The organism is Acidobacteriota bacterium (assembly GCA_038040445.1).
Classification (GTDB): Bacteria; Acidobacteriota; Blastocatellia; order UBA7656; family UBA7656; genus Onstottus_A; species Onstottus_A frigus.
This window is the reverse complement of record JBBPIG010000010.1, coordinates 27,380-40,128: the sequence shown is the minus strand read 5'-3', so window position 1 is coordinate 40,128 and position 12,749 is coordinate 27,380. Positions and strand designations below refer to the sequence as shown.

At 57.8% G+C, this 12,749-nt stretch carries 7 protein-coding genes; 2 read left to right on the top strand and 5 right to left on the bottom strand.

Annotated features, from left to right (window positions below; translation table 11 throughout):
- Nucleotides 1–32: 32 nt before the first annotated feature.
- Nucleotides 33–1,190: an acyl-CoA dehydrogenase family protein gene (locus AABO57_12880; GenBank protein MEK6286627.1), complete on the bottom strand. Its 1,158-nt coding sequence runs from the start codon at nt 1,188–1,190 to the stop codon at nt 33–35.
- A gap of 463 nt (nt 1,191–1,653) precedes the next feature.
- Here AABO57_12880 and AABO57_12875 point away from each other — a divergent pair, with 463 nt between their 5' ends.
- Nucleotides 1,654–5,022 carry a carboxypeptidase-like regulatory domain-containing protein gene (locus tag AABO57_12875; protein MEK6286626.1) on the top strand — a complete coding sequence of 1,123 codons (3,369 nt, stop codon included), beginning with the start codon at nt 1,654–1,656 and terminating at the stop codon, nt 5,020–5,022.
- Nucleotides 5,023–5,118: 96 nt separating this feature from the next.
- On the opposite strand, the gene AABO57_12870 is transcribed toward AABO57_12875, so the two are convergent.
- The 4 genes from AABO57_12870 to AABO57_12855 all read right to left on the bottom strand — a co-directional run bounded on the left by AABO57_12870 (nt 5,119) and on the right by AABO57_12855 (nt 9,402).
- Nucleotides 5,119–5,691, bottom strand: a complete 573-nt coding sequence (locus AABO57_12870) for a hypothetical protein (protein MEK6286625.1) — start codon at nt 5,689–5,691, stop codon at nt 5,119–5,121.
- Between the two features lie 207 nt (nt 5,692–5,898).
- Nucleotides 5,899–6,678, bottom strand: coding sequence for a LytTR family DNA-binding domain-containing protein (locus tag AABO57_12865; protein MEK6286624.1), 780 nt, complete (start codon nt 6,676–6,678; stop codon nt 5,899–5,901).
- A 45-nt stretch (nt 6,679–6,723) separates the two neighbouring features.
- Entirely contained in the window at nt 6,724–7,839 is a 1,116-nt protein-coding gene (locus tag AABO57_12860) for a histidine kinase (protein MEK6286623.1), read from the bottom strand.
- Nucleotides 7,840–8,622: 783 nt separating this feature from the next.
- Entirely contained in the window at nt 8,623–9,402 is a 780-nt protein-coding gene (locus tag AABO57_12855) for a hypothetical protein (protein ID MEK6286622.1), read from the bottom strand.
- Between the two features lie 876 nt (nt 9,403–10,278).
- On the opposite strand from AABO57_12855, the gene AABO57_12850 reads away from it, so the two are divergent.
- A complete protein-coding gene (locus AABO57_12850; GenBank protein MEK6286621.1) occupies nt 10,279–12,720 on the top strand; it encodes an ABC transporter permease in 2,442 nt (813 codons plus the stop codon).
- Nucleotides 12,721–12,749 lie beyond the last annotated feature (29 nt).

The window sequence follows — 12,749 nt, the reverse complement described above, 5'->3', positions numbered from 1 at the left end:
TCGCCAGGAGTGTGATCTTTCACTGACTTCGACTAGCTTGACGCGCCTTCGCGGATCAGCGCGCGGCCGATAACCATTCGCTGAATCTGATTCGTACCTTCATAGATCTGAGTGATCTTCGCATCGCGCATGTACTTTTCGATCGGGTAGTCTCTGCAGTAGCCGTACCCGCCGAACAACTGCACCGCATCCGTCGCCACTTTCATCGCGGTATCTGTTGCGAACACCTTGCACATCGCCGATATCTTCGAAACGTCCTTTACGCCGGCGTCAACCGCTCGCGCTGCGGTGTATACCAGATGGCGCGCCGCTTCTACCTGTGTGGCCATGTCGGCGAGCATGAACTGAATCCCCTGGAATGAAGCGATCGACTGTCCGAACTGTTGCCGATTCTTCGTATACTCGAGCGCCAGATCGAGCGCGCCTTGTGCGATGCCCAATCCTTGCGCAGCGACGAATGGCCGCGCGACGTCAAGGGTCATCATCGCGTGTTTGAAGCCGCGGCCTTCGGCGCCGCCCAGCAGTTCAGAAGCGGGCACGCGGCAGTTTCGAAAGCGCGTCTCGTTCACCGGCACGCAGCGTATTCCCATCAAATCTTCGCGCTTGCCCAGCTCAAACCCCGGCGTGTCGCGCTCGACTATGAAAGCGGTCACACCACGAGTGCCGCGCTCGGGATTCACGGTAGCAAAGACACTGTAGATGCTTGCTGCCGCTCCGTTGGTGGTCCACTTCTTGTCGCCGTTGATCACATAGTCGTCGCCGTCGCGTTCAGCGTGAGTCTTCAGACTTCCAGCGTCAGAGCCCGCGTCTTTTTCCGAGAGACAGAAGGCGATTAGCTTCTTGCCCGAAGCTATGTCGGGCAGGTACTTCTTCTTTTGCTCTTCGGTTCCAGCGAGGACGATCGGCAGCGAGCCGAGTGCGTTGACGACGTAAGTGCAACCGATGCCCCCGCACTTGCGAGATATCTCCTCGACTACGATGCAGAGGTTGAGTAGGCCCGCGCCCGCTCCGCCGTAGTCCTTTGGTATCCATACGCCCATCAATCCCTGTTCTTGAAGAGCCTTGATTACGCTCCAGGGATACTCGCCAGAACGGTCGAGCTCGGCGGCGACGGGCTTAACATGCTGCTCGGCGATCGTGCGCGCAAGGTCGCGGTAGTGCAAGTTTTCCTTGCTGTAGAGCTCGTCCACAGGATTAGTCCTCCTTGTGATTCGTCGCGATCAGGATGAATGATTGGCGGATTGTATAGGCCGACCGCTTCGGCAGTCAACATTCGCCCGCGGAGGGCGAAGCCGCGGCTACGGCCTTAATCGGTCGCCGCGTGGCCAATTGCTGCCCGGGGGCGGGGGGGCGGTGTAGCACAATTCAGCTTGACATTCTTGCGCGAAAAATCAATCATATGCCGTCTTGGAGGCTTCCTAAGCATTAAATTTCATAAGTCTTGTTACAGGTTGACGGCCGCGTTGTGGGATCGCCACTTGAGTTTAATCATATCTGGCCTTATGCGCACGACTGATGCTGACCGGCTGGTGTGCATTTCTCCCGTGCCACGAGTCGACAGGTCAATAGTGAGGCTTAGCTCGCTCCGCTCATTGAACGGAGTTTGATTGAAAACGAGACTCTTACCCGCTCACAGGAATTGAAAGGAGACATATGCACATTAAGTTCAAACTCTTGCTGCTGAGTGTCGCGTTGTTGACGCTAGTAGCACGTACAACCGTCCCTGTCATGGCGCAAAACCCAACGGGTTCGATCAGCGGCTTGGTCAAGGACCAACAGGGCGCCGTGATTACAAACGGCAACGTCACGGTCACCAATAAGGCCACGGGCGCTGCCAGAACAACCAACACCGGCGGCGATGGTATCTACGCAGTTGAGAACCTTCCGGCCGGTGACTATGAAGTAAAGATAGAAGCTGAGGGCTTCGCCACTAATAACATCTCAGTGGTCGTTCAGGTCGGCAGTCTCAGCACGGTGAACGCCACGTTGCGCGCCGGCACTAAAGCCGAGGTCGTTGATGTGGTGGCCGAAGCCCCGATCATCGACAAACTGAACTATAAGATTGACGGCGTGGTTAACCGCATGCAGGTTGAAAACCTGCCGCTAAACGGGCGCAACTTCCTACAACTTGCCTTGCTCGAACCGGGCGTGGGCGTCACGTCGGTCGATAATCCGGGGTCTTCGCCGAACAACTTCTTCCGCGTCTCCATCGCCGGCGCTTCGCAAGCCCTGACGCGCATCTCGGTTGACGGCGCGACGATCAATGACCGAGTCACCGGAGGGACCTCGCAGAACTTCTCGCAGGAGTCGGTGCAGGAGTTCCAGATCTCGACCTTCCAATTCGATCTTTCTACGAGCACAACCAGCGTCGGTTCGGTCAACGTCGTTTCGCGCAGCGGCTCAAACGCCTTTCACGGATCGGCCTTCATGTACTATCGGGATCACAACCTCGGGGCCTACCCGCTGCTGAAACGTGATGCGCGCACTAAGGATCCGTTCTTCGCGCGGCGGCAGATGGGCGGCAGCCTCGGCGGCCCGATCAAGAAGGACCGGGCATTCTTCTTCTTCAACGGGGAGTATAACAACCAGGACAGCGTACTGCTGGTGAGCAACAACCACCCGATCTGGTCGAAGTTTGATGGCGCGTTCCCGCAGCCGCTCACCTTCAAACAGACTAACCTCAAAATCGATTTCAAGGTGAATGATAAGCACAACGCCTTTGTGCGATTCAGCACGGACAACAATCACAACTTCAACGGCGACGGCGGCACCATGCCTTCGTACTGGGTTCCGACCCGCAACGTCTCGACCCAGGCGCTCGGCGGCGTGACCTCGGTGTTCACAGGGAATGTGGTCAACGACTTCCGCTACTCCTACAGCTTCTACAGCGGACGGCTGAGAATTCCCGACAGCCAGGATTGCCCCGACCCGGTGGCCTGCATCGGTCTGGGGGGGCCGCAGACCTTCACCACCCTGGCGCCTCAATTCATCATCGGCAACAACGTCAACGTGCCTCAAAACCGCGTGTTGCGCACCTATCAGATGACCGACACGTTGAATTGGCAGAAGGGCTCGCACCGGCTGCGCTTCGGCGGCGAGTGGGAGCATTTCTACGGCGTCGGAAAGTGGGCGTTTTTGGAGCCGTCGCTGAACGTGCCTTACGACCCGCTTCACCTGTTGGCAATAGTCGCGGGCGTCGTAGCGAGCCCGACGACGCCCGCCGCGGTTAAAGCGGCGGTGGCGGGGTTGTACAACAACTTGCCGGCCAGCATAAGGCTAAACGCGACTGGCACGGGGCCGCTGAATGATACCGTGCCGACCTTGTTTGAGATTCAGCAACTCCCCCTCTACCAATTCTTCACCGGCATCGGCGAAGCGGGCCAGCCGCAGCCTTTCAACCTGAAGACTGCGTCGCACAACAACCGCATCCGCGGGTTCTTCGCCGATCAATGGCGTGTCTCCTCGCGCTTCACGCTGAATTACGGGATCGCTTACTCGGTCGAGACCAACATTCTCAATCACGACCTCGACCGTCCGCCGATTCTGTCAGCGTTGCTGGGCGGCAATCTGAAAGCGCCGCACCGTGACAAGAACAATTGGGATCCAAGTGTAGGCTTTGCGTGGGACGTGAAGGGCGATGGCAAGACGGTGATTCGCGGCGGCGCGGGCGTCTATCACGACGCGAACCTCTTCTGGACGCGGCTGAACGAACGGGCCTACACGGGGCCGGCGGGCAACGGACGCTTGATCCTTCCCTCCTCGTTCTACGGGCTTGATTTCAGCGTGTTCAATAACCCAGCCAACCCCTTCGATCAAAAGACGCTCCTTGGAAGGATTCTAACCAACACTGTCCTCACCGTAAACGGCCTCAATGCGATCCTCCCGGGGTTGCGTGCCGCGACGCTGGCGGGGTTGGGCAACGGGAAAGACCTCTCGGTTCGCGGCGTCGAACTAATCAAGACGACCGGCAATAAGGACTTCGGCGGTATCTTCGACCCCGATACGGTGAGTCCCCTCGCTTATAACGTCAGCGTCGGCGTTCAACGTGAGCTGGCGTCGAATTTGGTTGTATCGGCTGACTTCGTGATGCGGCGCTCGCTCCATTTCGGCGGATTGCACAACACGCTGATCGTCGATGAGAACCGCTTCGACCGGTTCATCAACGGCGTGCGGACGCCGGTCATCCCCCTCTGTGTTGGCGCCCAGGCCGCGGACCCGAAGGCGATCTGCTCGTCCGGGCCGATTGCCGTCTCGCACAGCGCAGCCAACTTCCGCTACACGGGGCTGCACGTCAAGGTGGACAAGCGGTTCAGTTCACACTATCTCTTCGTCGCCTCCTACGCGCTGTCGAAGTTCACCGGCTACAACAATGTCCCGGGAGCAAGCTCCAACGGCCCGTTCAGCATTGACGATTTCAAAGTGGGCGAGGACTATCAAGCTTCCGATCGACGCCACCGCCTCACCTTCAGCGGGTTCGTCGATCTGCCGGCTTACAAAGGCGACAACAAATTCACGCGTGGGGCTTTGAATGGCTGGCAGTTCGGTCTGATCATGCCGATAGTCAGCTCGCCGCCGCTCTCCAACGTGATCAGCAACACGGATCTCGACGGCGACGGGATTAACTCCCTAATCCTGCCGGGCGGGACGCTCTACGGCTTTGGCACGCGGTACGGCGCGGACGAGTTGCGCTTGTTGGTGAATCAATACAACGCGACTATTGCCGGCAAGCCCACCGGGCGCCCCGGCCAGATCGCTCCGTTAATCACGCTGCCGGCCAAGATCGATAACGGCGACACGTTCATCTCGCAGGACGTGCGGCTGACGCGGAATATCGGGATCGGCGAGAGGGTGAAGTTGCAGTTGATCGGCGAGGGATTCAACATACTCAACATCTCGAACCTCGCTGGCTACAGCGGCGTCCTCAACGGTGCCAACTTCGGCACCGCGACTACCCGCGCGGGTGGAACGTTCGGTACGGGCGGTCCTCGCTCATTCCAGTTTGCGGCTCGGCTTCAGTTTTAGGTTAGGCGAGCCGAGTATTATCTTGCGACGCGGTGAGAGTCCATCTCTCACCGCGTCTTTCTTTTTGGCCTTGATGCTCAGCGCCGAACTGAAACGTCAATAGTCGTCTTGCGAGATAATAGTCTTGCGAACGACGCTGAACTTCGAGGCGTCGAGCCATTCCAGATTGTCCAACACTTTGCTGATCTTCCTAGTATTAGGGTCATACGCGTACATACCCCGGCTGGTAATCGTAAAGATGGGAACTCCGTACTTGTCGGCAACCGCGAGGTCTAAGTCGTGTGGCTTCGGATCGGATGCATTTGGATGAGTGTGGACGATCGCAATCGTTGACGGGTGCCAGCGAAAAGTGAACTGCTTTTGCTCGTTGGTAGCGCCCATATCTCTGCCATCGTATCCGCCGCCAACCTTCCGCAGAACCAACACGACGCCCTCTCTCCCTGACGTCCCGTTGCCCGAGCGGCCCCACGCTTTGCCGAAAGCTTCGACCACTCCCCTGTCGAAAGTCGAAATCGCGTGTTCAACAACCGGGATCGGGTGAGCTCCGGACATCCCGGCAACAATTGAAAGCGCGCGAGAGAAACTGGCGGTTATGTTAAAGCTGTGCGCTGGCGCGACTGCGGCCGTTAGCGCAAGCGCCAACCCAAGAAGCGGCACAATCCTTTTCATGACCAACTCCAACCGGTCAGGACTTGCCGCGCTGAACAAGATTGCCGCATCAACCGCGCGCGGACTTATGACACGCGCGTTCCCGCTCCAACGCGGGTCGCGTCACAGGTGGAGTCTAGGCGGAATACTTTCTTAGCTGAACGGTTTTGGGATGAAGCTGCTGGACTTTGTGATGGGCCGACTGAAAAGCGTGATGAGTCTGTTTGTCTAGAGCGGTCTCCCCAGCAACTCGTGCAGTTTTTCGCGATAGGTTCGCGATAGAGTCAACTGAACGCCTTCGCGAAGGATGATGCGATATTCCCCGTGGAACCAGGGCTGAAGTTCGGTGATGCGATCGATGTTGACGATGGCCGATCGGTGAACGCGTATGAATCTCTTGGGATCGAGTTGCGACTCGAGCGCGCTTATCGTGTCTCTCAGCAGATACGATTCCTTGCCGGCGTGGAGACGGACGTAGTTTCCTTCTGCCTCGAGCCAGTCGATCTCCTCCGCCTTTATGAAAAACACGTGGCCGTTCATTTTGATCACCAGCCGTTCCAGATGGACTGGCCTGGTCTTGATCTCTTCCAGAGCGTTGAGGATCCGCTGACTCACCGCCTCGCTTTTCTCGCTCGCTATCTGGGCCTTTGCGCGAGCGAGCGCCTTGTCGAAGCGCTCCTGGTCGAACGGCTTCAATAAATAATCCAGCGCATAGACCTCAAACGCCCGAACGGCGTACTGATCATATGCGGTCACAAAGATGATAGTGGGTATCCGATCTGGCGGTAGCGCTTCGAGCACTCCGAAGCCGTCGCTGCCCGGCATCTCCACATCCAGGAAGACCAGATCGGGTGAATGCAATTGAATGGCATCTATCGCCTCTTGCCCGTTGCCGCACTCGGCGATGATCTCGATCTGCGCATCTGAGGAGAGGATATCGCGCAGCCGCTCGCGCGCAAGCGATTCATCATCGACGATCAATGTACGGATACACGACGAGCTTGACATCGACTTCTCCTGTACCGCTTCTAACGCCTGAACGTCGCCGCGGGTTCAGTTTTGCGTTTGGATGTCTTCTCGGAAGGGAATTTCCAGGATAACGGTGAGGCCGCCGCCGGCGGCATTGGAGAGGTCTAGTCGATGGTCGTTGCCGTAAAGCTGCTTAAGCCGGGCCTGCGTATTTGCGAGGCCAACGCCTTCTTTTATAATGGCGCCCGTGTTTGAAGCTGACGGGATGCCGGGCCCATTGTCTGTCACCTGAACTTGAAGATTGCCATTCAAACGTCTGGCTTCGATTTCGATGCGACCGGGACCGGTGCGCGGAGAAATGCCATGGCGTATTGCGTTCTCGACTATCGGCTGCAAGATCAAGTTTGGCAGTCGCGCATCCAGGGTCTGCGGCTCAATGTCCATCTGAACCGTGAGCCGATCGGCGAAGCGGATACGCTCGATTTCGAGGTAGCACTTCAGAAACTCGAGTTCCTGCTGAAGCGAAACTTCCTGCGCTCCCGAGTTGTCGAGCGTCAGCCGCAGGAAGTCTCCGAGACGCGCGATCATCTTGTCGGCGGCATCCGGGTCCTTGTGAACAAGAGCCGAAATCGAATGAAGCGTGTTGAACAGAAAATGAGGATGAAGCTGCATCTTGAGCGCCTGAAGCTGGGCCTGCGCAAGCTGAGCCTCCAACCGCGTGGCGCGGACCTCGCCCTCTCGATAGCGCCGCTGATAGTCGAATGCGTAGCTGATAAGCAAGATCAGCCAGTAGATCATCACGCCGTAGTCGGTCATGAAGTAGACGCTCATCAGCAGCCTGCTGACCGAGAAGCTCCCTCCGGAATCGGCGAGCAAAGAAAACAGCATCAGATCGTGCAGGACCCTGGTCGCAAAGCCGATAAACAGGGACACGCCCAGATGGACCATCAGACTGCGAACCCAGTTCCATCGTTCGATGGGAAAGCGCCGGGCGAGCCAAAGGATGAACGGTGTCAGCCCCGCCCAAATATAGGCGTAGATCAACTCAACCAGGAAGATCCGCTGCCATCGAATCGGCATCTCGCGGCGGCTGTAGGCCAGATACATCTGGCTTGTTAGAAACGCGGCGAACACCGTCCACGCGGCCACGACCAGAACCGCGCGAAACCAACGACGTTGTACAAGTCCGCGTGCTGTCATTTCTTCTCGATTACTTCGTTCCTCTTCTGATGTGCAAAACATAGCACGAGCGACCGGCATTTGGCCCTCCGCCTGAGCTCGTTCTAATCGAAAGGACGCGCGCGCCTCGCCCGGCCGCTAAGCCCGCGAACCCGTGCAGATCAAACTCCCCTTGGATTGTTCGTTTGCGAAGGGCGAGTGCAGCCCCGCCGGCGTCTTGAGACTACTAACATTTTGTGCAGCGCCCCAGTCTGTATCTTTAGCCTCCGGAGCGGAACAAGATTGTGACCAACAGGCCGTACGGAGGGGCGAACCGGCCTGGACGCGAGCGCTGTCAGAATCGTACTGCTCTGACTGAGTGGAGTAGCGTTATGCAGCGTGGATCCATGCCAAGGCGAGTCAGAACGAGGAAGCGCCGGCGGTCTCGATCGCTCGAAGTGCTCTCTGTTCTTGCGGCGGCGGCCGGAAGGTAAGCATTGTGGTCATGCTCGGTCTGGCAAAGCTAAGAACCCACCGCTATCTCATACAGGTTGGGTCGATGTGATCAGCAAACTGCTCAAGCTCGCGGCCGGGAAGGAGGGCTTGGCCCCCGCTGTTTTTCTTAGGCTGGAGATTCACAATGATGTGGTCCTTCATCAGCGCGCGGGGGCAAGCCCTCCTTCCCGACCGCGAGCTTGAGGAAAAAGGTCATTACTGCCAGTCGCATGCTGGACTCAGATGCAAACGCTGTTTTGGTCGCGCGGATCGTGGTTAGAAGTCGACTGGTGGCTTGATGCGGAAGTCGCGGCATCAGACAAGACGGACTTAGCTTCCTTGATGCTCTTTCAGCTCCACACCCTCCAGGATGATCAGCACCTTGAGCAACTGGTCATCACCTACGCGTTCATCGCCGACCATTTTCATGATCTGCAGCAGCTTTTCCCTTGTGGTGAGCTCCGCCAGTGCCATAAGCCTGGCGCGTTTCTCATCGTCTGTTGTTGGTCCGGGCGCCGTCCTATCCTGAGGATCACCGTTTGAGTGTTTGGGCACTTTGGTCTTCCACTCTAGCAAGCTGAGCACGCGCGCCGGTTGGCTTGCCGGAGATGCCTGGATCGCGAAGCTATCGCTTGGCTTGGGCAAAGGCAGGCGCACAAGGTTACTAGGTTCGGGTATCTTGTGGCCAAAAGCTACGACGGATCGAGACGAGCGCAATCCCTTGAGTTGTATCTCATCGCGCGTCTCGCGCCACTCAGGATACGCACTGGCAAATGGCGACGCAAGCACGATTCGCGATGCGTTCCTGGCTTCTTCGAGCCTCCCTGCCTCTGTCAGTTCTACCGCCAGAGTGTTCAAGTACTCGTAGTAAGCGTAAGGCTGTACTGAGCTGGCCAACCTGACGAGTGGGAACATGCTCTCGAGATCCGCTAACGCACCCCGGTGATCGCCTTCCATAGCTTTGACGACGGCGGTCATCCAGCTCGCGAAGCAGAGGGTCGCTGGGGCGAAGGCGTCATCGCGCGCTCCGATTCGCATTGCCTCTCGGTAGAAAAACGTCGCGGTCCGGTTGTCGCTGGCAGCGAGCGAATTAGCTCCGAGCGCAAGCATAGCCCTCGCTCTGTATTGCAAGGAGGCCTTGTCTGCGACTTGTTCAAACATGGTGCCAGCGCTGGCAGTGTCCCCACGGGAGCCGCGGTTGAGACTCAGTGCCTCGTAGTAATGCGCCACGCTCTCCCACCGCCGTGAGAAAGGCAGTTCTAATAGGAGTTTTCCCACACAGCCGACGAGATCGAACTGACGACTGGTATGGGCGTGATCGGCGATCGAAGCAAGTTTGGCAGCGAGGTCCGCACTAGTCAGGTTTCTCTTGAAGCTCCTGATGAGAGTCTGCACGATTCCTTGATAGAATCCGGCGTGGCTGATTTGTCTTTCTAGTTCACCTGACCGCTGATAGGAGGGAAAAGGAGTGAGAATAAGATTGCTTTTGGCAGCCGTCTGCGTACTCGCGCTACCGATGTGGTTTTCGCCTTCTAAGGGTGACAAGGTCATAGGTGATTTGTCTCTCCTCGACGGGCGGCATTCTACTACAGTTCTGCCTCGATTGCACTGAAAAATTGAGTTACGAAGACACACCCAATTTTGGTTTGTGCCGTTCGGAAACCAGTGGCACCATGTTGAAGCCAAAGCATCACGGCGATAGTCTCTGTTCTTGCCCAGAAACGGGGAACTAACCCTTCGCCACGTAGTTTAAACTTTTCAACCAGTAGCATCAGAGGCGGCACAACAACCCCGGAGGCTGAAGATGGAGACTCTTCTCAAGGATGCCCGCTATGGGTTTCGTATGCTGCTCAGAAGTCCTGGTTTCACTATCGTAGCTCTCTAGACCACCGATAACGCGGGTTGGACGGATTCGCACGGATTCGGACTATAAGCCAGAAACCAGAAACCGGAAACTACAAACCAGAAACCGGCCGCGGAGGCTTCATGGAAACTCTTCTTCAAGATCTAAGATACGGATTCCGAATGCTGATCAAGCATCCCGGTTTCACCGCGATCGCAGTGATTGCTCTCGCGCTTGGCATTGGCGCCAACACAGCAATCTTCAGCGTGGTCAATGCAGTCTTACTGCGGCCGCTTCCTTTTGCGGAACCCGAACGGCTTGTGAACGTGTTTGAATCATACCCGCAACGCGGAATCTATCAGGGCGCGGTTTCTTATCCGAACTTCGCCGATTGGAGAGATCAGAACCAGGTCTTCGAAAGGATGTCCTCTTATCATCAAAGCGACTTCATCCTGACGGGCGTCGATGAGCCGGCGCGGCTCGAGGGCGCGGTCGTGAACGCCGACCTGTTTCCGCTTCTCGGGGTCACGCCGAGTCTTGGCCGATCGTTTCTCCCTGAAGAGGACAAGCCCGGCGACAGCGGACGGGTGGTGATTCTGAGCTATCGACTCTGGAAGACTCATTTCAGTTCCAATCAGGACATTGTCGGCAAAGCGCTCTTGCTCGGCGGCAAGAACTACACCGTCATCGGCGTCATGCCTGAAGGATTTCAGTTTCCGATCCAGAACGAATCCGTCGAATTGTGGGCCACCGTCGCGGTTGATTCGGACGGCGAAGAACCAATGACTTCACAACGCGGCGCGCACTACATGGAAGTGATCGCGCGGCTCAAGCCGAATGTCTCTCGCGCTCAAGCGCAGTCCGAGATGGACGTTATAGCCGCCCGCCTCGAGCAGCAGTACCCGGACAGCAATTCTCATCGAGGCATAACCGTCATACCGGCGCTGGAGACCTTGGTCGGCGATATTCGTCCCGCGCTTCTGATCTTGCTCGGCGCCGTCGGGTGCGTTCTTTTGATCGCCTGCGCAAACGTCGCCAACCTGCTGCTGGCCCGCGCGACGATACGGCACAAGGAGATGGCGATTCGCGCCGCGCTCGGCGCGACCCGCGCGCGCGTGGTGCGGCAACTTCTCACCGAAAGTGTTCTGCTGTCACTGGCCGGCGGTGCGCTGGGTTTGCTCGTGGCGCTCTGGAGCACACAGCTTTTGGTAGCGCTGAGCGGAGACGACGTGCCTCGCGCGGCGCAGATAGGACTGGACGGCCGCGTCCTCGGCTTCACCCTGCTCGTCTCACTCTTGACCGGCTTAGTCTTTGGCCTTTTTCCCGCGCTGCATTCATCGAAGACCGACCTGACGGAATCGCTCAAGGAGGGTGGGCGGGGCTCAACCGACGGCGCGAGGAGAAATCGCATGCGCGGCGCGCTGGTGGTCGCCGAAGTCGCGATTGCAGTAGTGCTGCTGGTGGGAGCGGGCTTGCTGATTCAAAGCCTTCAGCGCTTGCAGCAGGTAAACCCGGGCTTCGATCCGCACAACGTTTTGACTCTGAGCCTCGGGCTGCCTGAAGTGAAATACTCGTCTCAGCGGCAGATTGATTTCTATCGCCAGGTTCTGTCGCGGATTGAGTCGCTCCCGGGCGTTCGATCGGCCAGCGCAGTCCTGCCGCTTCCGTTGGGCAGCGATCGGCTCCGGCTGAGCTTTGAAACCGAAGGCCGGCCTATGGCAAGAGGGGATCTGCCGGCCAGCGAATATCGCGCTACAGGGCTCAATTACTTTCGCACGATGGGAATCCCACTTCTTGCAGGCCGCGACTTCACCGAGCGCGATGACAAGAAATCAACGCCGGTGATCATCGTCAACGAGGCCTTCGCTCAGAAGTTCTTTCCCGGCGAAGACCCCATCGGCAAGCACATCAAGCCGGGAATCTCGACCGATGAAACCAAGCCGGTATGGCGTGAGATCGTAGGCGTAGTCGGCAGCGTAAAACACCTGAGCCTGGGCGTGCCGCCGGACCCTGAGTACTACGCACCGCACGCTCAATTGCCGTTCGACTCGATGACTATCGTCGCCAAGACCGATGGCGATCCGCGAAGTCTCATCGCGGCAGTCCAGAGCGAGGTCAGAACTCTCGACAGAGATCTGCCGGTGTACAACATCAAGACGCTGGAGGAATACGTCGCGGCGTCGGTGGCGCAGCCGCGCTTCAACACGACGTTGCTGGCGATTTTTGCAGCGTTGGCGTTGATTTTGACGGCGGTCGGTCTTTACGGAGTCATGAGCTACTCGGTGACTCAACGCTCGCACGAGATCGGCATTCGGATGGCATTGGGCGCGAGGCAGCAAGATGTGCTGAAGATGGTTGTGAGGCAAGGGATGATGCTCACTGGTATCGGGTTAGGCGCCGGGCTTGTGGGCGCATATTTCTTGACCCGCTTGATTGCGACCCTGCTGTACGGAGTGAGCGCAACAGATCCGATCACGTATGCGGCGATCGCCGTGCTGCTGGCAGGAGTGGCCCTGGGAGCCTGTTTGGTGCCTGCACGCAGGGCGACCAAAGTAGACCCGATGATCGCGCTGAGGTATGAATGAGATGATGTATGAACGAGATGAGGCGTGCT

Excerpts from the sequence above, each read along its gene's own strand:
- AABO57_12875 (MEK6286626.1), top strand. The coding sequence starts at position 1,654 with ATGCACATTAAGTTCAAACTCTTGCTGCTGAGTGTCGCGTTGTTGACG.
- AABO57_12855 (MEK6286622.1), bottom strand. The coding sequence starts at position 9,402 with ATGCTTGCGCTCGGAGCTAATTCGCTCGCTGCCAGCGACAACCGGACC.
- AABO57_12870 (MEK6286625.1), bottom strand. The coding sequence starts at position 5,691 with ATGAAAAGGATTGTGCCGCTTCTTGGGTTGGCGCTTGCGCTAACGGCC.
- AABO57_12860 (MEK6286623.1), bottom strand. The coding sequence starts at position 7,839 with ATGACAGCACGCGGACTTGTACAACGTCGTTGGTTTCGCGCGGTTCTG.
- AABO57_12850 (MEK6286621.1), top strand. The coding sequence starts at position 10,279 with ATGGAAACTCTTCTTCAAGATCTAAGATACGGATTCCGAATGCTGATC.
- AABO57_12865 (MEK6286624.1), bottom strand. The coding sequence starts at position 6,678 with ATGTCAAGCTCGTCGTGTATCCGTACATTGATCGTCGATGATGAATCG.